This window comes from Pseudomonas sp. C11, assembly GCF_034683865.1.
Classification (GTDB): Bacteria; Pseudomonadota; Gammaproteobacteria; order Pseudomonadales; family Pseudomonadaceae; genus Aquipseudomonas.
This window is the reverse complement of the sequence record NZ_JAWIIP010000003.1, coordinates 20,863-43,854: the sequence shown is the minus strand read 5'-3', so window position 1 is coordinate 43,854 and position 22,992 is coordinate 20,863. Positions and strand designations below refer to the sequence as shown.

General features: G+C 62.8%; 16 protein-coding genes. 12 read left to right on the top strand and 4 right to left on the bottom strand.

What is annotated here, in order from left to right:
- Nucleotides 1-41: 41 nt before the first annotated feature.
- From surA to ltrA, 3 genes are all read right to left on the bottom strand, one after another.
- A complete protein-coding gene (gene surA / locus VC352_RS06290) occupies nucleotides 42-1,334 on the bottom strand; it encodes a peptidylprolyl isomerase SurA (RefSeq protein ID WP_322978732.1) in 1,293 nt (430 codons plus the stop codon).
- Nucleotides 1,315-4,077 (bottom strand): LPS-assembly protein LptD, encoded by a 2,763-nt coding sequence (locus VC352_RS06285; protein ID WP_322978731.1) that lies wholly within the window; start codon nucleotides 4,075-4,077, stop codon nucleotides 1,315-1,317. Before VC352_RS06285 ends, surA begins: the two co-directional genes overlap by 20 nt.
- A 146-nt stretch (nucleotides 4,078-4,223) precedes the next feature.
- The gene (gene ltrA, locus VC352_RS06280) at nucleotides 4,224-5,921 is read right to left on the bottom strand and encodes a group II intron reverse transcriptase/maturase (RefSeq protein ID WP_322978730.1); all 1,698 of its coding nucleotides are present in this window, start codon (nucleotides 5,919-5,921) and stop codon (nucleotides 4,224-4,226) included.
- Nucleotides 5,922-7,150: 1,229 nt separating this feature from the next.
- Between ltrA and VC352_RS06275 the strand changes: the two genes are divergently transcribed.
- The 3 genes from VC352_RS06275 to VC352_RS06265 are packed head-to-tail and all read left to right on the top strand — an operon-like array spanning nucleotide 7,151 to nucleotide 9,605.
- Entirely contained in the window at nucleotides 7,151-8,176 is a 1,026-nt protein-coding gene (locus VC352_RS06275; protein ID WP_322978729.1) for an aminoglycoside phosphotransferase family protein, read from the top strand.
- Nucleotides 8,173-8,844 (top strand): N-acetylmuramate alpha-1-phosphate uridylyltransferase MurU, encoded by a 672-nt coding sequence (gene murU / locus VC352_RS06270; RefSeq protein WP_322978728.1) that lies wholly within the window; start codon nucleotides 8,173-8,175, stop codon nucleotides 8,842-8,844. The genes VC352_RS06275 and murU overlap by 4 nt, the downstream gene beginning before the upstream one ends.
- Nucleotides 8,844-9,605 carry a DnaJ domain-containing protein gene (locus VC352_RS06265; RefSeq protein WP_322978727.1) on the top strand — a complete coding sequence of 254 codons (762 nt, stop codon included), beginning with the start codon at nucleotides 8,844-8,846 and terminating at the stop codon, nucleotides 9,603-9,605. The genes murU and VC352_RS06265 overlap by 1 nt, the downstream gene beginning before the upstream one ends.
- Before the next feature lie 6 nt (nucleotides 9,606-9,611).
- Here the strand turns inward: VC352_RS06265 and VC352_RS06260 are convergent, their stop codons facing one another.
- Nucleotides 9,612-10,595, bottom strand: coding sequence for an alpha/beta hydrolase family protein (locus VC352_RS06260; RefSeq protein ID WP_322978726.1), 984 nt, complete (start codon nucleotides 10,593-10,595; stop codon nucleotides 9,612-9,614).
- Nucleotides 10,596-10,710: 115 nt separating this feature from the next.
- Here VC352_RS06260 and VC352_RS06255 point away from each other — a divergent pair, with 115 nt between their 5' ends.
- The 9 genes from VC352_RS06255 (at nucleotide 10,711) to VC352_RS06215 (ending at nucleotide 22,689) form a co-directional block, all read left to right on the top strand.
- Nucleotides 10,711-13,119: a PAS domain S-box protein gene (locus VC352_RS06255; protein WP_322978725.1), complete on the top strand. Its 2,409-nt coding sequence runs from the start codon at nucleotides 10,711-10,713 to the stop codon at nucleotides 13,117-13,119.
- Nucleotides 13,116-13,745: a response regulator transcription factor gene (locus tag VC352_RS06250; protein ID WP_322978724.1), complete on the top strand. Its 630-nt coding sequence runs from the start codon at nucleotides 13,116-13,118 to the stop codon at nucleotides 13,743-13,745. Before VC352_RS06255 ends, VC352_RS06250 begins: the two co-directional genes overlap by 4 nt.
- A 279-nt stretch (nucleotides 13,746-14,024) precedes the next feature.
- Complete coding sequence (locus VC352_RS06245) at nucleotides 14,025-15,122, top strand: ABC transporter ATP-binding protein (RefSeq protein ID WP_322978723.1); 1,098 nt, start codon at nucleotides 14,025-14,027, stop codon at nucleotides 15,120-15,122.
- Between the two features lie 52 nt (nucleotides 15,123-15,174).
- Nucleotides 15,175-16,206, top strand: a complete 1,032-nt coding sequence (locus tag VC352_RS06240; protein WP_322978722.1) for an ABC transporter substrate-binding protein — start codon at nucleotides 15,175-15,177, stop codon at nucleotides 16,204-16,206.
- 66 nt (nucleotides 16,207-16,272) lie between these two features.
- Nucleotides 16,273-17,520, top strand: coding sequence for an ABC transporter permease (locus VC352_RS06235; RefSeq protein ID WP_322978721.1), 1,248 nt, complete (start codon nucleotides 16,273-16,275; stop codon nucleotides 17,518-17,520).
- 81 nt (nucleotides 17,521-17,601) lie between these two features.
- Nucleotides 17,602-18,429, top strand: a complete 828-nt coding sequence (locus VC352_RS06230) for an ABC transporter permease (protein ID WP_322978720.1) — start codon at nucleotides 17,602-17,604, stop codon at nucleotides 18,427-18,429.
- 103 nt (nucleotides 18,430-18,532) lie between these two features.
- Nucleotides 18,533-19,903 carry a sigma-54 interaction domain-containing protein gene (locus VC352_RS06225; RefSeq protein WP_322978719.1) on the top strand — a complete coding sequence of 457 codons (1,371 nt, stop codon included), beginning with the start codon at nucleotides 18,533-18,535 and terminating at the stop codon, nucleotides 19,901-19,903.
- Nucleotides 19,904-20,080: 177 nt separating this feature from the next.
- Entirely contained in the window at nucleotides 20,081-21,229 is a 1,149-nt protein-coding gene (locus VC352_RS06220; protein ID WP_322978718.1) for an iron-containing alcohol dehydrogenase, read from the top strand.
- Nucleotides 21,230-21,309: 80 nt separating this feature from the next.
- Complete coding sequence (locus tag VC352_RS06215; RefSeq protein WP_322978717.1) at nucleotides 21,310-22,689, top strand: hypothetical protein; 1,380 nt, start codon at nucleotides 21,310-21,312, stop codon at nucleotides 22,687-22,689.
- The last annotated feature ends 303 nt before the right edge of the window (nucleotides 22,690-22,992 follow it).

Below are 22,992 nucleotides of genomic sequence, written 5' to 3'. Positions count from 1 at the left end.
AAAACCCGGCGCAAGGCCGGGTTTCTCGAAGGCGTTAATGCTTACAGCTTGGTTTCGACGTAGGCTTCGTCGCGGATCTGGCGCAGCCAGGTCTGCAGCTCTTCGTCGTACTTGCGGTTACGCAGCAGGTTGGCAGCTTGTTGCTCACGGAACTGCTCGCTGTTGTCGGTCGCGCGACGGCCCAGTACCTGCAGCACATGCCAGCCGTAGGGGCTCTTGAACGGCTTGGACAGCTCGCCGCTCGGGGTGCTGTTCATCACCTCGCGGAACTCCGGCACCAGCGCGTTTGGGTCGATCCAGTTGAGATCGCCACCATTGAGCGCCGAGCCCGGGTCTTCGGAGAAGTTCTTCGCCAGCTCCGCGAAGTCTTCACCCGCGAGAATACGCTGATACAGGCGCTCGACCAGGCGGCGGGTCTCTTCTTCGCTGCGAATTTCGCTTGGCTTGATCAGGATGTGGCGTACATGCACCTCGTCCCGTACCTGGGTGTCGCCACCGCGCTTCTCCATCAGCTTGAGGATGATGAAACCGCCCGGCGTACGCACCGGCTCGGTAACCTGGCCCGGCTGCAGCGAGCTGAGCATGGTGTCGAACGGTGGCGGCAGTTGTCCGGCCTTGCGCCAGCCCATCTCACCACCTTCCAGGGCGTTCTCGCTGGCCGAGCGGGCTACGGCCAACTGGGCGAAATCAGCACCTTGCTGCAGTTGCTGATACAGCTCCTGCGACTGACGGTCGGCGGCCTGAATCTCGGTGGAGGAAGCTCCTTCCGAAACCGGGATGAGGATATTGGCCAGGCGATACTCTTCCGACAGTTGCGCCTTGCCGAGGTCGGAGGCGAGGAAGTTCTGCACTTCCTGGTCGGTGACCTGGATGCGCTCGGCAACACGGCGTTGGCGCACGCGGCTGATGATCATCTCGCGGCGCACCTGGTCGCGGGCGTCGGCATAGGACAGGCCATCGCGCGCCAGCGCCTGACGGAACTGCTCCAGGCTCATGCCGTTACGCTGGGCGATGGTGCCCATGGCCTGGTTCAGTTCTTCGTCGGTGATACGGATACCGGAACGGTCGCCGATCTGCAGCTGGATGTTTTCGATGATCAGGCGTTCGAGCACCTGCTGGCTCAGCACGTGCTCGGGCGGCAACGCACCGCCGCGCTTGGCGATGGTTTGTTGCACTTCGCGCAGACGCGCATCGAGTTGGCTTTGCATGACCACGTCGTTATCGACGATGGCCACGACACGATCCAGCGGGCGAACTTCGGCATGAGCCGTCGCCGCCAGCAGTGCTACGCCCAACAGCAGAGGGCGCAGGCAATCAGAAAGCTTGGTCTTCACGTTCACGGTAACCTTGAATGCCTTGGTCGAGGAAAGTTTCCACCTTGTTGCCAACAACGCCGCCGAGGCCCTTGAGGACGATCTGCAGGAAGATGCCGCGGTCGCCTTGGTCGTTGCGCGACGGGTTGAGGCTGACTTCGTCGTAGTCGACCCAGTAACGGTTGATCAGGCGCAGTTTCCAGCAGCAGCTGTCGTACTCGAAACCACCGAAGGCTTCCAGCGTGCGGTTGCGGTTGTAGTCGTACTGCCAGCGCGAAATCACGCTCCACTGCGGAACCAGCGGCCAGATGACGGAGAAGTCATGCTGGCTGATCTTGTAGTAGTCCTTGATGTAACCCGGCGTGCCAGGGGGGCCGTAGTCACCACCGAAGCGCCACTCGCCGCTCGCCTGGTCGTAACGCACGGTGTCGTTGCGATAGCGGTAACCCAGATTGACCACCTTGTTCGGGTTGTCTTCCGGCTGGTAGTGGAACATCGCGCTGCCCGAGCGGGTGGTGCGCTGATCCGGATCCCAGTTCAGGGTGGAGTTCAGGCGCCAGTCGCGGTTGAAGCGGTACTGGTGCTCCAGGGCGTAAGGCGAAACGCTGGCGGTGGCGTCCTCGCGTGTGCGGTAGTCGATGCCCGGCATCTGCACCTTGCGATCTTCGAAGTAGAACGCCTGGCCGATGCTGAAACGCTGACGCTCGAAGCCGTTCGGCTCGATCCAGCGGCTGGTCACGCCCAGCGACAGCTTGTTCTCGTCGCCGATACGATCCCTGCCGGTGAAGCGGTTCTCGCGCCACAGCGAGGCGTAGCTGAAGCTGCTTTCGCTGGTGTCGAACACCGGGATATCGGTCTGGTCTTCTTCCGGTACATACAGGTAGAAGGCACGTGGCTCCAGGGTTTGGCGATAGTCCTTGCCGAACAGTTGGGTATTGCGGTCGAAGTACAGGCCGCTGTCGACGCTGAACAGGCCAAGGCCCCGGCTCTGGCTGCTGCTGTACTTCTGTTCATCCAGCAGGGAGGCTTTACCCTGGCTGTCCAGAGTCAGGTCGTAGTTGGTCTGCAGGTACTTCAGCTGCGGCGTCACATAGCCCCAGCTCGAATTCATCGGCAGGCTGACCGATGGCTCTAGGTGCAGGCGATCGCCGTTGGCACGGGCCAGGCCGCGAACGCGAGTGTCGTACCAGGGCTCCGGGTTGCCATCCTTGTCGGTGAAGTTGCCGCTACGCAGGCTGCGGTCGAACTTCACGAACTCGGTGGAATAGGCGAAGTTCAGGCCGCCCGGCTGGAAGGGCAGCTTACCGTCGAGGGTCAGCTGCGGCAGACGATCGTATGGGGTGATGTCGGTGATCGTCGCCAGCTCGTAGGCGTGCAGGTTCAGCTTGGCGGTATAGCTGTCGCCACGGTAGGTGAGCGTGCCGCGCTGGTTGACGTAGGAGCCGTTGTCGACGCCCAGATCGCTGCGCAGATCCTGGAAGTAGTACGGGTCGCTGATGTCGGTGTAGTCGACTTCGGCGAGCAGGCGCGAATCGAGGCCCTGCTTGTGCTGCCAGCTGTACATCCAGCGCTGGTCTTCGTACTCCGACTGCAGTTTGCGCTCGTCTTCCTCGTCATTGAGCCAGGCGCCGCCGACCTGGCCTTCGCTGCTCTTGGTCAGGTAGCGGAACTCGCCTTCCATGAGCAGACCGCGCTTGGTCATGTAGGTCGGGTAGAGCGTGGCGTCGTAGTTCGGTGCCAGGTTGAAGTAGTACGGCGTCTGCAGCGAGAAGCCGGTGTCGCTCGATGTGCTGAAGCTCGGCGGCAGGAAGCCGGACTGGCGACGATCATCGATCGGGAAATAGATGTAGGGGGTGTAGAACACCGGAATGTCCTTGACCCGCAGCGTCACGTTGGTCGCGGTGCCGAAGCCGGTCGCCGGGTTCAGGGTGACGTTGTTGCCCTTCAGGTGCCAGGCGTTGTCGCCCGGTTCGCAACGGGTGTAGGTACCGTCCTTGAGACGGACGATCGCGGTTTCTTCGCGCTTGGCGTAGAGCGCGCTGCCACGAACATGCGCCTTGTGCAGCACGTACTCGGCGTTGTCGATCTTGGCTTCGCCGTTGTCGAGTTGCAGGTCGGCACGGTCGCCAACGACCAGCATGCCTTTGTCGCGCAGGCGCACGTTACCAACCAGTTCGCCACGGTTCTCGGTCTGGTGCAGGCTGGCTTCGTCGGCTTCGACCTGCATGCCGGACTGGCGCAGCACGACGTCACCCGCGAGGGTGGCCACCTGTTGCTCCTGCTCGTAGCGCGAAGCCTTGGCCGAGACGAACATGGGCGACTCGTTCAGCGGCGTGGTGTCATCCATGCCCGGGCGCAGCGGCTCGACATAGGCACCGGCGCAATACGGGCCAGCCTCGGCCAGTTGCGCGGCGGTGAGCTTGTCACGCGGCACCCAGTCGAGGTGGCTGTAGTCAGCGCTGCGCGAAGCCAGGGCGCGGCCCTTGCTCTCTGTTACCAGAGTCGGAGCGGCCTCCTGCTTGGCGGTTGCCTCGGCTGCCGGCGTACCCGACGCACTGACCGCGTCGCGGCTGTGCACCGGGCGTGGGGGCAGGGCGCTGGCTGCTGTTTTGGGCGCACAGGCCCAGCCGCCGGTGGGCGACGCTGCGCAGTCATACTGCTCAGCGGCGAACGCCTGTAGGCTGAAGGCGGGCTGTAAGGCCAGGAGGCTGCCGGTCACCAGCAGCGGGAACTTCTTGCGGAACGCGGGGTATTTTACTGCCATCTTGTTAGTCCGGGCTTCCTGCGCGCTATCGGCCCAGGGGCCGCACGCCTCTCGATGGGCTGAAAGTTGGGTAGGAGCTGGCCATTGCTGGCCAACTCCCCCCTAAGAACCGTACGTGCGCCTTTCAGCGCATACGGCTCAAGCCTTTACGATGCCCCCGAGAGGGCCGGCTTCTTCACTGTCAGGCCACGCATGTGGAGTTGTGTATGACAAATTGGGTGCAATAGTACCCGGTTGTCCAGGGAGTCTCTACCACCTTGTGAGCGGTAAATAATGTGGTGGTCATGCCACCCTGTTTCCCTGGTAATTGGTTGATTGCACAGCAGACACAGTCCTTTTTGGCTTTGGAACAGGCTGGCTACTTGAGTTCGGTACTTCAGCTTTTTCAGCATCCGTTCCATCCGCAGCTTTTCGCCCATTTCTTCCATGGAAGGGTCGAAGGGGTTGTACTCCCCGCTCACCTTCTTGTGTCGCTCGATTGGCGTACCCGCGAGCGAGTACAGCGCAATTTCCCTTTTTGCCCCACTTTCTTCCATTACCGTGGTGGCGAATACCCAACTTCTCTCACCTGTTGTGCGGAAATACTGCTTTTGCACCCATTCCAGTGATTTGTTCGGGTGTCGCCGTTTCGCCCAACGCCAGAGCTTGAGAAACACTCTGTTGTCCATGCGGCTGTACGCCTGTTTGGCAACCACGGGCTGGTGATACAGCGCCCAGCCTCTCAGCATCGGATTCAGCACACGGATTAAGTCCTTCTGCTTCACCGTTTTGCTTTTCTCGATGACTTCCTTGACCTTGCCGTAGAACGCTTTGACGTTCTTCTTGCTCGGCTTGATCAGGAGCTTCCCTTGATACTTGCGGAAGTTCCATCCCAGAAAGTTGAAGCCCATGTCAATGTGGATGATTTGCGTCTTTTCAGGTGATAACCGCAGCCCGCGAACCGCCAGGAACTGCTCTACCCAAGGCTTGACCTCGTTTTCCAGCACCTCCGGGGAGGCACCTGTAATCACAAAATCATCTGCATATCGCACCACATTGATTTTTAGCTTCTTGGCCCTTGCCACGCTCAAGTGCTGCTTGAGCTGTGATTCCAAGCCGTCGAGTACCAGATTTGCCAAAGTTGGCGAGATGATCCCGCCTTGTGGCGTACCGGCATCCGTTGCCTGTAGCTGGCTTTTGTGAACCACGCCAGCCTTCAACCATTTCCGTAAAACCGCCTTGTCCGTCGGGACATTGGCGATCAGCCAGTCATGGTCGATATGGTCGAAGCATCCTTGTATGTCCGCCTCCAATACCCATTGGGCCGAAGCCTTCTTGGATAGGCAGACGAACAACTGCCCCATTGCATCTGCCGTAGAGCGTTCGATCCTGAAGCCGTAGCTGTTCGGATCGCCCGTCGTTTCCGCAATGGGCGCCAGCGCCAGCAGATATAGCGCCTGCATGGCTCTGTCGGTCATGGTCGGGATGCCCAGAGGGCGCTCCTTCCCATTCGACTTCGGAATGAACACACGCCGTAAAGGCCGTGGTCGGTATCCGTGTCGCTTCAACCCTTGTGTCGCTTTCCATTTCGCGTCGGGTGTATCCCAGAGCTCGCGGTCGACTCCCGCCGTGCGCTTACCCTGGTTTTCAGTGACTCGTCGTACGGCCAAGTATCTGGCCGACTTCGAGCGGGTCAGCATCCGTTGCAGAGCTTTCACCCTACGCCATCTGCCTTCCTTACAAGCCTTCGCAATCCGCACCTGCATTCCCCGGACATTCCGCTGCACGCGACACCAATCGATGTCGTGCCAGTGCTGTGGAGCGCCGGAAAGCGCAGACCCGGCCTGTTGGCTGAGCTCTTTCATGCTGCTTTCCTCTCAAGATGATGAATACCACCCTGAGCGGAGGCACACGTACTCCCTGACGGGAGCGTGTCCCGCCAAGGGTAGTTGAGTTGGACTCGATGAAGCTGAGCCCTGGGTTTATTGAGACGAGGTCAATCAGGGATCATGCGACGAAAGACCACGCAGAAGTCTGCCCGGTTTCCCGTGGGGGAATGTTCCACCCCCTATCCGAACCATTACAGCCCGGCATTCGCTTTCTCTGCGATCCCATACCCGCACCGCCAACAGCTCACCTTGCGGTTCGCCTGCCACGAGGGCAGCAGTACGGGCTTACCACGTTCCCTATCTGTCACACGACTGGTTTAGGACTCGCCTTTTCACCGGAGGCGCTGATGACGACGTATCCCCACATCCCACAGAGATAACCGGCCTCGTACCTTTTGGTTCATGCCTAACAGCAGTTTTGGCATGGCTATCCTTACGGTGTTTATCAGCGATTCACATGTGTTGCCCATGCCAGCCAGCCTAGCGCCTCAACTGGGTACTGCTCCGAGTATCTACGTCCAGCTTCGCAGCCGAGACGCACCTTTTCAGGGGCTACATTGTCGGGAAAGCTTCACACCCCACCGTTACCAGTGACGCATGTTTCCCTAGGCTATCGTTGGTCGCACAACGAGTCCGCTGCCATTCCATACAAGCAATGGTTGGACAATGACAGATAGAGCTTTCGCTCATATCTCCGGTTTGAATTGGGAACGTGGACTGCGTGCGCAGCAAGTTCCAAGGATAGGTTCCTCCTGGTTATTGGACAGGAGGAACTCCGACGGGAGTTATTCCCGTCAGGTGAAGGTGAGATGCTTACGATTCTTCGCGCTTTTTGGCCTGTTTATCAAGCCATAAGGCCCATAGCACTACTAGGCCAAGCGTTGCGAATACTAGGACAGCATAGATGAGGATATTCATCGCTCACCCTCGGTTTAGGTGACATCCACCGCTTGTGCGGTCGTCCGTGCTTCCGGATGTTGAACGGACTTGGGATTGAGCCTCCGCCGTCGCGGCAAGTCCTTTGGGCTCTGGACTTTGGACGGGTTTTGTTTCCCGAGAATGGATACTCAGGTATTCGATTTCTAGGAAATCCCATCAAGCTGACCCTACAGCTTGGTGGCCGGAGACACGCTACGCGTGTCGCACAAGATGCTGGATAATAAAGCATGACCCGCGCAACGGCTAGCGCCGTCGGAGACCCCTAGATGTCCGAACACGATGTACGTCTGCAACACCTGCAAGCCTGGCTTGCCGAGCAATTGCCCATTCTGTTCGCCACGCGCGGTTGGGGGGAGGTGCCCGAGGCCGAGCTGACGGCTGCCAGCAGCGATGCCAGTTTTCGCCGTTATTTCCGTTGGCAGACCAGTGAGCGCAGCCTGATCCTGATGGACGCACCGCCGCCTCAGGAGAATTGCGCACCCTTCGTACGCATCGCCGCCTTGCTCGCCAGTGCCGGCGTGCATGTGCCCGAGGTGCTGGCGGCCGATCTCGCGCAAGGCTTTCTGATCCTCGACGATCTGGGGCGCCAGACCTATCTGGACGTGATCGACGAGCACAATGCCGACGCCCTGTTCCATGACGCCATCGAGGCCCTGTTGCTGCAACAGCGCTTGCCGCTCGACAGCGATCTGCCGCATTACGACGAGGCGTTGCTGCGCCGCGAACTGCAACTGTTCCCCGAGTGGTACGTGCAACGCCATCTGGGGCGCAGCTTCACCCCCGAGCAGGAGGCCGCCTGGCAACGTATCAGCCGCCTGCTGATCGACAGCGCACTGGCGCAACCCAAGGTGCTGGTGCACCGCGACTTCATGCCGCGCAACCTGATGCAGAGCACGCCCAACCCCGGCGTCCTGGATTTTCAGGATGCCGTCTACGGCCCGGTCACCTATGACATCACCTGCCTGTTCAAGGATGCCTTCCTCAGTTGGCCGCAGGCGCGCGTGCACGCCTGGCTGCAGGATTACTGGCAACGCGCCCGGCAGGCCGGTATTCCGGTGCAGGCATCGCTGGATGATTTCCTGCGCGCCAGCGATCTGATGGGCGTGCAGCGCCACCTGAAGGTGATCGGCATCTTCGCGCGCATCTGCCATCGTGACGGCAAGCCCAAGTACCTGGGCGACGTGCCGCGCTTCTTTGCCTATATCCAGGACGTGCTGGCACGTCGGCCGGAGCTGGCCGAACTGGGCGAGCTGTTCGCCAGCCTGGCAATAGAAGAAGGGGCTCCTGCATGAAGGCGATGATCCTCGCCGCCGGCAAGGGTGAGCGCCTGCGTCCGCTGACGCTGCATACCCCCAAGCCACTGGTCAGGGCGGCTGACGTACCGTTGATCGAGTACCACGTACGGGCTCTGGCCGCTGCCGGCTTTGATGAGTTGGTGATCAATCACGCCTGGCTGGGGCAGCAGATCGAGGATTACCTGGGCGATGGCACGCGCTTTGGCGTGCGTATCGCCTATTCGCCGGAGGGTGAGCCGCTGGAGACGGGCGGCGGTATCTTCCGCGCCCTGCCGCTGCTGGGCCGCGAGCCGTTTGTCGTGGTCAACGGCGATATCTTCACCGATTACGCCTTCGCCGAGCTGCGTCGGCCTCTGGCCGGGCTGGCGCATCTGGTGCTGGTGGACAACCCGACGCATCACCCGCAGGGGGATTTCGTTCTGCAGCAGGGGCAGGTTCATGATGCGGCGGCAGATGGCGAGCGGCTGACCTACAGCGGCATCGCCGTGCTCAGCCCTGAGCTGTTCGCCGGCTGCCAAGCGGGCGCCTTCAAGCTGGCGCCGTTGCTGCGTGAGGCGATGGCGGCGGATCAGGTCAGTGGTGAACGGCATGCCGGATGCTGGGTCGATGTCGGTACCCACGAGCGCCTGGCCGAGGTCGAGCGTCTGTTGGCGGGGGCTGTCTAGTGCTGTGGCCGGCGACATTGCTGGGTGCTGCGGCCGGCTGGGCGCTGGCGAGCATTCCGGGCGCGTTGCTTGGCGGGCTGCTGGGCCAGGTGCTGGATCGACGGCTGCGCCTGCATGACTGGAATACCTTGCGCGAGCGTCTGGGCGGGCGCGGCGTACCCGCAGATGACGAGTTGTTGTTCGTCATGCTCGGGCGCTTGGCCAAGAGCGGCGGGCGAGTGGTGCCGAGCCATATCCAGCAAGCGCGTTCGGAGATGCAGCGCCTGGGCCTGGATGATGCGGGCCAGCGCCGCGCCATCGACGCGTTCGCCCGTGGCAAGACTGGCCGCGACAACCTGCGAGCGCCCTTGCAGCGTCAGCGTGAACGTGCTGACTCGCTGCTCAGGGCCTGCTGGCGCATGGCCTGGGTCGATGGCCGGGTGGCGCCCAGCGAGCATGAGCTGATCCTGCTTTGGGGCAAATGGCTGGGGTGGGAAACGGCGCGCCTGGAGCGCCTCGGTGACGAGTACGCGCCACGGCGCAGCCAGCAGCCGGCGCCTTCAGGCGGCAGCTACCAGGAGGCGTTGCGCCTGCTCGGGGTGGCTGCCGATAGCGAGCCGGAGGTTATCAAGCGTGCCTATCGGCGTCTGCTCAGTCGCCATCACCCGGACAAGCTGGCTGGTGCCGGGGCGTCGCCTGAACGCATTCGTGAAGCCACCGAGACGACCCGCCAGCTGCACCAGGCCTATACCCTGATCCGAGAGCGCCGCGGGCTGCGCTGAGCCCGCCTAGCCTTTGCTCAGGTGCAGTTTCAGCCAGCCGCGCAGGCGCCGGTAGAGTTGCTCCTGCTCCACCGCGCGATTCCCCGGCAGAGCCTTCATGGCGACCTGAATATAAATGGGCAGCTTGGCGCGTTTGCTGGCCTGCAGCCGCTTGAGCGCCGCGTTGCGATCCTCTACCTGATCACGGTAATAGAAGTCGCCCGCCGCCACCGGCAGTTGCGTGACCAGTTCATCGAGTGGCGGGCCGAAGCCGGCAGGCACTCCGGGGGCGACCATCAGTACGTTGTGCACGGAGGCCGGCTTGCGCTCGTTGAGGTAGCGCACCGCCCAATAGGCGCCGCTGCCATGCCCGAGCAGCACGATATGCACGGAATCCTTCTGCTTGGCGAATTCGATGGCCGCGTCGATACGCGCCATGACGCGCTCGGCATGGGCGTCGCGGCGTGCTTCCGGGCTCAGTTCGGCAGGTGGTGTATCGGTGCTGCCTTCGCTGGGCGCCTGGGTGGGCGCCTGCGCTTCGCCGTCTGGCGAAGCGGGTTGTTCGCTCGTCGACGTGTCGGCAGGCGCTGGCGAGGTATCACGCAGCGGCAGGGGATCGCCGTCCGGATCCGGCAGGGTCAGGCTCAGGCTGTGCCAGCCGCTGTCTGGAAACTTGCGCCGCAAGGGGCCGACCACCTGTGCGTCATCGGCATTTTCCACATCGCCCGGCAGCAGGATGACCGTGCCGCTGGGCTCACCGACATTGGCCGGCAACCACAGGGCGAGAAACTGTTCGCTACCGGCTTGCAGCATCTGCTGCTCGCGTTTGTCCAGGCGTTGCTCCAAGGCCTGGGCCTCGCTGACGCTGCGCTCGGGCAGCGGTACGCGCTCGTTGCTCGCAGGCGGGGTTTCGGCTGGCGCGCTGCTGTCGGGCGTCGCGGGATCCTGAGCCCAGGCAGTAGCGCTGGCGAGCAGGCACAGACCGAACAGGGCATGCGAAGTGGCGCGCATCGAGATTTCTCCATGGTTTCCTCGCTTGAGCCTAATGCGGAGCGCTGCGTTTGTCAGGCGGTGAGCCACGGAGTGGGTTAACTTAGGCCATCACGCTCGTGGATTCGCCCCGCACATGAAGTGTCTGCTCAGCCTAGTCTTCCTGCTCTCGTTGCTGTCGAGCGCCGCCCCCGCCTGGGCGGAATCCAGCCGGATGCCGTTGCGGCCGGCATTCGATGCCGAACAGCAGGCCTGGCTGGCGGCCCATCCCCGGCTGCGCGTCGGCCTGGTGCTGCAGGCGCCCTGGGCACAGATGGAGCGCAATCGGCATCTGGTCGGAGCCAATGTCGAGCTGATGCAGCGCCTCCTCGAGGGCATGGATGTCACGCCGGACTGGCGTCTCTACCCATCGGTGGAAGCGCTCGAGCAAGCCGTGCAGAAGGGCGATGTGGATCTGGCCCCGGGGCTGCAACAAACGCCCGCCGGGCTGCGCATCTGGCATTACTCCATGCCTTACCTGCGTGTGCCGCATCTGGTGGTGGGTGAGCGCAATGGCAACGGCGTGGTGGATCTGGATCAGCTGGCACTGGAGAAACTGGTGGCCGTGCGGGCGCCCAGCCAGGCAGCGGAATATCTGGAGCGCACGCACAGCAATCTACGCCTGATGAAGGTCGGTTCCGAGCGCACAGCCTTGCAGCGGGTGCTCAATCAGGAAGCCGATTACGCGGTGCTGGACGAGGCCAGCCTGAGCCTGCTGTTACGTGAGCCGCGCTTTGCCAGCCTGAGCATCGTCGGCGATATCGGCTTGCCGCAACTGCTGCGCCTGGCCTCGCGGATCGACGCGCCCGAACTGGCGGCCATCGTCGACCGCACCCTGCAGGCGCTGCCCGCGCGCGAGCTGGAGGATTTGCGCGAGCGCTGGCTGCCGCTGCGTTATCCGCAGATGAGCGACTTCGTCGGCTTCTGGAAGACCCTCAGCCTGTTTCTCGCCCTGGTCATGCTGATCGGGGCCACGGCGCTGTATCGCCAGCGTCAGCAGACCCGCCTGCTCGAGCGGGGGTTGCTCGGCGCGCGCAGCGAGCTGGATCGCCACCAGCAGGCCGCCGAGGCGCTTCGCTTGAGCCAGTTCTCCCTCGATCACAGCACCGTGGGCATTCTCTGGGTCAACTGGGACAGCCACCTGCGCTACGCCAATCGCGCCGCCGAACGCATGCTTGGCTATGCCGCTGGCGAACTGGTGGACAAGCCCCTGAGCCGGCTCGAACCCGGCCTGAACATGGATCGCTGGCTCAACCTGTGGAAGCGCGTGCGCGAGCAGGATGAAGGTTCGCCGAGTTTCGAGATCGACTGCCTGCGCGCCGACGGCAGCCGTATGCCGGCCGACGTTTCCCTGAGTTTTCTGCGTTATCGCCAGGCCGAGTACCTGGTGGTGTTTCTCAGCGATGTCACCGAGCGGCGACGCGCGCGCGCTGCGCTGGAGGAGAGCGAGGCGCGCTTCAAGGGCATCGCCGGCAACGTGCCGGGCCTGGTGTTTCGTCTGGAGCGCGCCGGGCCGGGGGCGGTGGTCAACTTCGCCTACATCAGCGAAGCCAGCCAGGAGATGGTCGGCTGGCCGGCGCAGGAACTGCAGCGCGAGGATCGCGGCCTGCGCAGCCTGGTGCATCCGCAGGATCTGACCCGTTACCTCAACAGCCAGACCCTGGCGCTGGAGGGCGAAAGCGACTGGTACTGGCAGGGGCGCATTCTCACCGCCGATCAGGAGGTGTTGTGGGCCGACATCCGTACTACCGCACGCCCACTGGGTAATGGCCGAGTGGTGTGGGACGGGATTCTCTGGGACATCACCGAAAACAAGCTGGCCGAACTGGCGCTGGCCGATTCGCGGGCGCGCCTGCGCGAGCTGTCGGCGCATCTGGAAAGCGTGCGCGAGGAGGAGAAGGCGCGCATCGCCCGCGAAGTGCATGACGAGCTGGGCCAGGTGCTGACCGTGCTCAAGCTGGAAACGGCGATGTGCGAGCTGGTCTGTGCCGGGCAGATTCCCGAACTGGACGAACGCCTCAATAGCATGAAGCGCCTGATCGCTCAGCTATTCCAACTGGTGCGCGACGTGGCCACGGCCCTGCGCCCGCCGATCCTCGATGCCGGTATTGCCTCGGCCATCGAATGGCAGGTGCGCCGCTTCGAAGAGCGCACGCAGATACCCTGTCTGGTCGAGGTGCCGGAGCATCTTCCAGATCTGCCCGATGCCCAGGCCATCGGCCTGTTCCGCATCCTCCAGGAGGCCCTGACCAACGTCATGCGTCATGCCGGCGCGCACAGCGTTCAGGTGCGTTTGTGGCAGGAGGCCGGCACTTTGTGCCTGTCGGTCATCGACGATGGCAAGGGCTTCGAGGTTGCAACGCGCAAGCCGGGGCAGTCGTTCGGCCTGGTCGGTATGCAGGAGCGCATGCTCATGCTCGGTGGCCAGTTGCAGATTGACAGTCAGCCCGGCGAAGGTACTACGCTGTGCGCGCGCATAGCCATGAATGAGGAGGCCACGGCGTGATTCGGGTACTGGTGGCCGAAGACCACACCATCGTGCGGGAAGGCATCAAGCAACTGATCGGCATGGCGCGCGATCTCGAGGTGGCCGGCGAGGCGAGCAATGGCGAGCAATTGCTCGAGGTGCTGCGCCGTACGCCCTGCGACGTGGTGCTGCTGGACATCTCTATGCCGGGCGTCAACGGCCTGGAGGCCATTCCGCGTATCCGCGCGTTGAGCGAGGCACCGGCGATCCTGGTGCTGTCGATGCACGACGAGGCGCAGATGGCGGCGCGTGCGCTCAAGGCTGGCGCTGCGGGCTATGCCACCAAGGACAGTGATCCGGCGCTGCTGATCACCGCGATTCGCAAGGTGGCTGGCGGTGGTCGCTATATCGATCCGGCGCTGGCCGACCGCATGGTTTTCGAGGTCGGCCTGACCGATTCACGCCCCCCTCACGCGCAACTGTCGGAACGTGAGTTCTCGGTGTTCGAGCGTCTGGTGCGTGGTGAGGGCGTCAACGATATCGCCCTGCACCTGGCCGTGAGCAACAAGACCGTGAGCACGCACAAGGCGCGCCTGATGCAGAAGTTGGGGGCGAATTCGGTGGCCGATCTGGTGCGCTACGCCATGGAGCACCGTTTGGTCTGATTGTCCCGAGGTGTAGGGTGGATGACGCTCTTTTCATCCACCGTTTCGATACCGGAACACCTGCAGCGGTGGACATGAAAAGCGATGTCCACCCTACCCATGGATTACCCATGGGGGCCTTCGATAACCGACACGATCACTCGGAATTTGTAGGGCGATCCCTACACGAGATTCTCCGTACGCCTGATATCAGCTTGTCATCCCGCCCGATTTTTCACATTCGCCTTGCCGGCCTACTCTTGATCCATCGGCCTGAGACAAGAACAAGGGTGTGGTGTGATGGCAAACGATGTACTGGTGAGCTTCCGCGGCGTGCAGAAGAGCTACGACGGCGAAACGCTGATCGTCAAAGACCTCAACCTGGATATCCGCAAGGGTGAGTTTCTGACCCTGCTCGGCCCGTCCGGTTCCGGCAAGACCACCAGCCTGATGATGCTGGCCGGTTTCGAAACGCCGACTGCCGGTGAAATCCTCCTCGATGGTCGCTCGCTGAACAAACTGCCGCCGCACAAACGCGACATCGGCATGGTGTTCCAGAACTACGCGCTGTTCCCGCACATGACCGTGGCGGAGAACCTGGCCTTCCCGCTGAGCGTGCGTGGCATGTCGCGCACCGACATCAGCGAGCGGGTCAAGCGTGCGCTGTCCATGGTGCAGCTCGACACTTTCCGTAACCGTTATCCGGGCCAGCTTTCCGGTGGTCAGCAGCAGCGTGTGGCCCTGGCCCGTGCCCTGGTGTTCGAGCCGCAACTGGTGCTGATGGACGAGCCGCTCGGCGCGCTGGACAAGCAGTTGCGCGAGCACATGCAGATGGAAATCAAGCACCTGCACCAGAGCCTGGGCGTGACCGTGGTCTACGTGACCCACGACCAGGGCGAAGCACTGACCATGTCCGACCGCGTGGCCGTTTTCCACCAGGGCGAGATCCAGCAAATCGCGCCGCCGCGTGAACTCTATGAGGCGCCGCACAATACCTTCGTCGCGCAGTTCATCGGCGAGAACAATCGCCTGCCGGGCGAACTGGTCAGCCGTGATGGCGAGCAGTGCGTGGTGCGTCTGGCGCGTGGCGAGGAAGTGCGCGCCACCGCCGTCAATGTCGGCGCCATTGGCGAGGCCGTGAGCCTGTCGATCCGCCCCGAGCGTATCCGCCTCAATGGCCACAGTGAGGCTTGCCCGAACCGTTTCTCCGGGCGCATCGCCGAGTTCATCTACCTGGGCGACCACGTGCGTATCCGCATGGAGGTCTGCGGCAAGTCCGATTTCTACGTCAAGCAACCCGTGGCCGAGCTGGACTCGACCCTGGCGGTTGGTGACCTGGTTCCGCTCGGCTGGTCTGTCGAGCATGTCCGCGCGCTGGATCCACTCCAAGCCGAGTGAGCCTTTCGCGCAGTGCTTCACCTTTACCCGTAACACAGAGGAGCTGATAAGAATGACGAAATCCCTGAAGCTCGCGGCATTGGCCCTGGGCGTTAGCTGTGCCATGCCGGCACTGGCGGTAGATCTGACGGCGGTTTCCTTCGGCGGCGCGAACAAGGCGGCGCAGGTCAAGGCGTTCTACGAACCCTTCGAGAAGGACACCGGCAACAAGGTGATCGGCGGCGAATACAACGGTGAAATGGCCAAGGTCAAAGCCATGGTCGACACCCGTAGCGTGAGCTGGGATCTGGTCGAGGTGGAGTCGCCGGAACTCGCGCGTGGCTGTGACGAAGGCCTGTTCGAGGAACTCGACCCGGCCCAGTTCGGCGATCAGTCCAATTTCGTCGACGGCGCCATCCAGCCGTGCGGCGTCGGCTTCTTCGTCTGGTCCACCGTGCTGGCCTACAACGCCGACAAACTCAGCGCGGCGCCGACCAGCTGGGCTGATTTCTGGGACGTGAAGAAATTCCCGGGCAAGCGCGGCCTGCGCAAGGGCGCCAAGTACACCCTGGAATTCGCCCTGATGGCCGACGGCGTGCCGGTCAAGGACGTGTACAAGGTGCTGGCTACCAAAGAAGGTCAGGATCGCGCGTTCAAGAAGCTCGACGAGCTGAAGCCCAACATCCAGTGGTGGGAAGCTGGCGCCCAGCCGCCGCAGTACCTCGCTTCCGGCGACGTGGTGATGAGTTCCGCGTATAACGGCCGTATCGCTGCCGTACAAGCCGAGAGCAACCTGCAGGTGGTATGGAACGGTGGCATCTACGACTTCGATTCCTGGGCCATCCCGCGTGGCGCCAAGAACGCCGAAGTGGCCAAGGAATTCATCGCCTATGCCGTGAAGCCCGAAGCGCAGAAGACCTATTCGGAAAACATCGCCTACGGCCCGGCCAACAAGAAGGCCATCGAGCTGCTGGCGCCGGAGCGTCTGAACCTGATGCCGACCACGCCGGAAAACATCGCCAACCAGGTGGCCATTGACGTGACCTTCTGGGCTGACTACGGCGAGCAGCTGGAGCAGCGTTTCAACGCCTGGGCCGCGCGCTAAGTCGCCTATCCGGCCCCGCCCTGCGGCGGGGCCGTCTGAATTCCTTTCTTGCTTGCGGAGTTGTCCATGGCCGCCGTATTGCCTGCCAACGATTTGCCCGGGCTGAGCCTGAAGCAGCGTCTGGCCCGTGCCGAGCGTTTCAATCGCCTGAAATCCAAGGCGCTGATCCTGCCGCTGTTGCTGTTCCTTTTCCTGACTTTCCTGCTGCCCATCGGCGCCTTGCTGCTGCGCAGTGTGGATAACCCGGAAGTGGTCGGCAGCCTGCCGCGTACCGTCGAGGCGATTGCCGCCTGGGATGGCCGTGGTCTGCCGGAGGAGGCGGTGTATCGGGCGATTGCCATGGATATCGCCGAGGCGCGCCGCAATCAGAGCCTGGGCGATCTGTCCAAGCGTCTGAACATGGAGCTGGCAGGCTTTCGCAGCCTGGTCAGCAGCACCGCACGCAAGCTGCCGTTGCGCGAGGAGCCGGCGTCCTACCAGGAGGCCTTTCTCAATCTCGATGAGCGCTGGGGCGATCCCGCTTACTGGCAGGTGATTCGCCGTAACGCGTCGTCGGTGACGCCGTACTACCTGTTGGCCTCGCTCGATCACCGTATCGACGACCTCGGCGAGCTGGCCAAGGCCACGCCCGATCAGGCCATCTACCTGGACATCTTCGCCCGCACCTTCTGGATGGGGCTGGTGATCACCGCCATCTGCCTGGTGCTGGCTTATCCGTTGGCCTACCTGCTGGCCAACCTGCCGACGCGTTCCGGCAACCTGTTGATGATTCTCGTGCTGCTGCCGTTCTGGACGTCGATCCTGGTGCGGGTCGCGGCCTGGATCGTGCTCTTGCAGTCCGGCGGTCTGATCAATACCGCGCTGATGTCGTTGGGCATCATCGAGCAACCGCTGCAACTGGTGTTCAACCGCAGCGGCGTGTACGTGGCCATGGTGCACATCATGCTGCCGTTCATGATCCTGCCGATCTACAGCGTGATGAAGGGCATTTCGCCCAGCTACATGCGTGCGGCGGTGTCGCTCGGTTGCCACCCGTTCGCCAGTTTCTGGCGGGTGTACTTTCCGCAGACCCTGGCGGGTGTCGGCGCCGGTTGCCTGCTGGTGTTCATCCTGTCGATTGGCTACTACATCACCCCGGCGCTGCTGGGCAGCCCGAACGACCAGATGATCAGCTACTTCGTTGCCTTCTACACCAACACCACCATCAACTGGGGCATGGCCACGGCTCTCGGCGGCCTGCTGCTGGCCGCGACGCTGGTGCTCTACGTGGTGTACAGCTGGCTGGTCGGCGCCAGCAAGCTGCGCCTGGGTTAAAAAGCCTGCTGCACAGGCCAATCTGATAACCCTCTGCCATCAGTGGCAGAGGGGAGCTAAACGCTAAATGGAGTCACAGCCATGCTCAGCCCCTACATGTCGCCTGTCGAGCGCCTCTGGTACTACGGCCTGCGTCTTATCTGCGCCCTGGTGCTGCTGTTCCTGATCCTGCCGGTGCTGGTGATCGTGCCGCTGTCGTTCAACTCCGGCACCTTTCTGGTCTACCCGCTGCAGGGCTTCTCGCTGCGCTGGTACGAGGATTTCTTCATGTCCGCCGACTGGATGCGTTCGCTGAAGAACAGCCTGATCATCGCCCCGGCGGCGACCATGCTGGCCATGGGGTTCGGCACCCTGGCGGCCATCGGCCTGACTCGTGGCGAGTTTCGCGGCAAGGCGCTGGTGATGAGCCTGCTGATCTCGCCGATGATCGTTCCGGTGGTAATCATCGGGGTCGCCAGCTACCTGTTCTTCGCGCCGCTGGGCATGGGCAACAGCTACCTGTCGCTGATCCTGGTGCATGCCGTGCTCGGCGTGCCCTTCGTCATCATCACCGTGTCGGCCACGCTGCAGGGCTTCAATCACAATCTGGTACGCGCCGCCGCCAGCCTCGGTGCCTCGCCAATTACCACCTTCCGCCGCGTGACCCTGCCGCTGATCGCACCGGGCGTCATCTCCGGTGCGTTGTTCGCCTTCGCCACCTCGTTCGATGAAGTGGTGGTGACCCTGTTTCTCGCCGGCCCCGAGCAAGCGACCCTGCCACGGCAGATGTTCAGCGGCATCCGCGAGAACCTGTCGCCGACCATCGCTGCCGCCGCCACGCTGCTGATCGGCTTCTCGGTATTGCTGCTGCTGACCCTGGAATGGCTGCGTGGGCGTAGTGAGAAGCTGCGTACCTCGGCACCGGAATAACTCAGCGCGCCTGCAGTCGCGAGGCCCTGCCGGGTAACCGGCAGGGCCTCGTTCGTTTCTGAGCGTAGAATGTGCCGCTTTACCGGCGTAACAGGGCGGCCAGATGGACTTCGATGATCCCGGATTTCGCGAGCTGATCGACGCGTTGCACGATGGCGTCTACATCACCGACGCCGACGGCATCACCCTCAAGGTCAACAGCGCCTATGAGCGCCTGACTGGCCTGCGTGCCGAGGACGTGGTCGGCCAGCACATGCAGGCGCTGGTGGAGCAGGGGGTGATCTCGCAGTCGGTGTCCTTGCGCGTGCTCAAGGAAGGCAAGGCGCTGTCGCTGATGCAGAGCGTCAGTCAGGGCAAACGCCTGCTGGTCAGTGGCACGCCGATCTTCGCGACCGATGGCCGGGTGCGCTACGTGGTCAGTACCGTGCGCGACATGACCGAATTGCTGCGCATGAAGCACGAGCGCGATGAGCTGCAGCAATTGAAGCAGTTACGCAGCAGCACGGCCAAACTGCATGCAGGGCAACGCGACGACTTGCTCGATGCCTCGCTGGTTGCCGACAAGCCTGCCTCGGGGCGCGTGTTCATGCAGGCACGGCAGGTCGCCGGCAGTGACGTGAAGGTTTTGCTGCAAGGGGAAACCGGTGTCGGCAAGACCTTGATCGCCCAGTACATCCACAAGAGCAGCCCGCGCGCGGCGCAGCCGTTTCTGGCGCTTAACTGCGGCGCGCTGCCGGAGAACCTGATCGAGGCCGAGTTGTTCGGCTATGTGCCCGGGGCGTTCACTGGCGCCGGCAGCAAGGGCAAGCGCGGCCTGCTCGAACTGGCGCACCAGGGCACGGTGTTTCTCGACGAGATCGGCGATCTGCCGCTGGCGCTGCAGGTCAAGCTGCTCAAGGTGATCGAGGAGAGCCGCTTCATTCCGGTCGGTGGCCTGGAGTTGAAGGAGGTGGACGTGCGCATCATCACCGCCACTCACCATGATCTGCGCAAGATGGTCGCCGAGGGGCGCTTTCGTGCCGACCTCTATTACCGCCTCAACGTGGTGCCAATCCATATCCCGGCCTTGCGTGAGCGCCCTGAGGAAATTCAGCCGTTGCTGGACTTCTACCTGGCCGAGTTCAACCAGCGTTACGGGCGGGCGCTGAGCTGGGAACTCGAGGCGCTCGACGCGCTGACCGACTACGCCTGGCCCGGCAACATCCGTGAGTTGATCAATCTGGTCGAGCGCCTGGTGGTCACCTGCAGTGCTGAGCGCATCGAGCTGTTCGACCTGCCGGAGGAGATGCGCAGCGTCCGTAGCGACGCAGACGAAGAGGGCCTGCTGCCCCTGCGCAAACAGGTGGAAAACCTTGAACGGCGTCTGATCCGCCGTGCGTTGATGCAGCACAAGACCACCCGCGAAGCGGCCAAGGTGCTCGGCCTGAGCCAGGCGACTCTGGTACAGAAGATGAAGCGCTGGGAACAGGGTTGATTGGAAAATGGATCGAAATAGGTTCTTTTGATTGGTTTTCTGATCAAGCACGGTCCGCCTCGCACCGTGACAAATCGACGCAAGCCTTGCGCCACGCCGCTTTCGGCGAGCTGGCACAGGAATGGCTATGGCAAGCCCCGAACCCGCTCAGCACAACAATGCATAAGGGGCCTGCTGATGAACACTGCCGCATTCAAGATCGCCAACAAACTGCTGACCGGCCAGGGGGCCGTGGAGCAACTGGCGCTCGAACTGTCTCGACTGAATATCACCCATCCGCTGATCGTCACCGACGCCATCCTGATCAAATCCGGCACCGTGGATCATGTGCTCAAGCAGCTCGGTGAGCGTGCCTACGGCATTTTCGACGGCGTGGAGCCGGAGCCGGAGATCGCCATCGTCGAAGCCTGTGCCAAGGTCTATCGCGACGGCGGCCATGACGGCCTGATCGGTGTCGGTGGTGGCAGCGCCATCGACATCGCCAAGGCCGTGGCCGGTTACGTTGGGCATGACGGTGCACTGGAAGAGCTGTTCGGTGTCGATCAGATCACGCGCAAGGGGCCGCCGCTGATCGCCATCCCGACCACCGCCGGTACGGGTTCGGAAGTGACCAACGTGTCGATCCTGTCGGACAAGCAGGCGCAACTGAAAAAGGGCATCGTCAGCGATTACCTGCTGCCGGACGTCGCCCTGGTCAGCCCGGTCATGACCCTGACCTGCCCGCGTGGCGTGACCGCCGCCAGCGGTGTCGATGCCCTGGTACACGCGGTGGAGTCGTACCTGTCGGTCAATGCCTCGCCGATCACCGACGCCCTGGCCCTCGGCGCCATCAAGCTGATCGCCAAGGCGCTGCCCAAGGCCTACGCCAATCCGGCCGACCTGAAGGCGCGCGAAGACATGGCCACCGCCAGCCTGATGGCCGGTATGGCCTTCGGCAATGCTGGTGTGGGTGCCGTGCATGCGCTGGCCTATCCGCTGGGTGGACGCTTCAACATCGCCCACGGGGTCAGCAACGCCTTGCTGCTGCCCTACGTGATGGCCTGGAACAAGCTGGCTTGCGTCGAGCGCATGGCCGAGATCGCTGCTGCTCTCGGTGTGCAAACCCATGGAATGAGCGACAAGGTCGCCGCCGACCTGGCCGTCGAGGCCATGGCCGAACTGTGCGCCAGCGTCGATATCCCCAAGGGCATGCGCAGCTTCGGCGTGCCGGAAGAGGCCATCTCGGCCATGGCCGAAGAGGCCAGCAAGATCGATCGCCTGATGCGCAACAACCCGCGGCGCCTGACTGCCGGCGACATCGAGCAGATCTACCGCGCCGCCTACTGATTTCTCTGCAACAACCGATGAATAGCCCCGGCCATGTCGGGGCTCGCTGCTTACAACTCTAATAAAGCTGGGTGATTCACATGTCCGAACTGCATCAACAAGACCTGGGCGTCGAAGCCCCGTACTGGCCGATGGGGCCGTTCAAGGTACGTCTGCCTTTCATTCATTACCGCTTCGAGCTCTCCGACTACATGCAGGGCCTGCTCATGTGTGCGGTGGATCTGGCGGCGATTCCGCTGATGACCGAGTTTCTCGGCATGCCGTTCGAGGTGGCATTGGCGGTGGTCATGCTCAACGGCCTGCTGTACCTGACTCACCACCTGCTGGGCGACCCGGTGGTGCCGGGCTGGATCACGCCGGCGATTCCCCTGCTGATGGCCTACTGCAGTCAGTTCCCGGAGGGCCCGGAGCGGGTGCATGCGCTGATTGCCTTCCAGTTGATGCTCGGGGTGTTCTCGATAGGCCTGGGTATGACGGGCATGGCGCGCAAGGTGGTGTCCCTGGTGCCCTCGGCGCTCAAGGCCGGCATCATCATGGGCGCCGGCCTCAGTGCGGTGGTGACGGTATTCAAGGAGGGCGGTCGCTTCGACAGCTTCCCCTGGACCATCTCAATCGCCATTGGTATCGCCTTCTACCTGGTGTTTTCCATCCATTTCCAGGAACTGAAGAAGCGCAATCGCTTCTGGTGGAACTTCGCCAAGCTGGGCATCTTCCCGATCATCCTGCTGGCGGTGATCGTTGCGCCGCTGTTTGGCGAGGCGCCCTGGCCGAACATCGAGTGGGGCATCAGCCAGCCGGACTTCGTCACCTTGTGGAACGAGTACACCGTGTTCGGTCTCGGCATGCCGCCGTTGATGATGTTCGTCACTGCCATTCCCACCGTGTTCGCCGCCTACCTCGTGGTGTTTGGCGATGTGCTGGGCGCCAAGGCGATCCTCGGTGAGGCTGACCATGTGCGCCGTGACGAGAAGGTCGACTTCAACCCCAACCGCTCGCACCTGATCTTCGGTGGGCGCAATGCCTTGATGAGCATCATCGGCCCGGACGTAGCGATGTGCGGGCCGCAATGGTCGGCCATGCAGGTGGTGATCACCGAACGTTTCAAGGGCGGTGCCAAGGCGATGAAGTCGATCTACGGCGGCGTCGGTTCGTTCCGCTGGGGCACCAATACCGGCCTGTTGCTGCTGCCGGTGGTGACGCTGGTGCAGCCGATTCTCGGTGTGGCGCTGGCGCTGACCTTGCTGATCCAGGGCTACGTCAGCGTGCGCCTGGGCATCATGGAAGCGCGCAGCCAGCGCGACCTGGGGATCGCCGGGGTAATCGGCGCGGTGTTGGCGATCAAGGGGGCGGGCTGGGCCTTCGCCATTGGCGTCGGCCTGTGCGCGCTGATCTACGGCGCGCGTATGTTCCGTGGTGAGAACGACCAGACTTTTACCAAGGATCTGCCGTCGGGCAAGTGATCTCTGTGCGCGCGTGAGTTGAGCGAAGCGACACCCGGAAGTCCCTGGGTATCGCTGCGCTCCACCGCAGGCTACGAAATGCCAGGCTGAGGCATTTGCGCGCGCCGCCGTCGGGTGGCGCTGCCATCCTGCGCATCTGCCGCTACAATGCGCGCCACCGTGATCCAGCACTACGAACCGTTTGCGATCTGCTGCGCGTCGGCCAGGCGTCGTTAAAAACAGGCTCGGAATGCTCATTTACACGCGTAAACTCCGCTTCCTCGCCTGTTTTTGCCTAGCCAGGCTCTAGCTCGCGAGATCCCA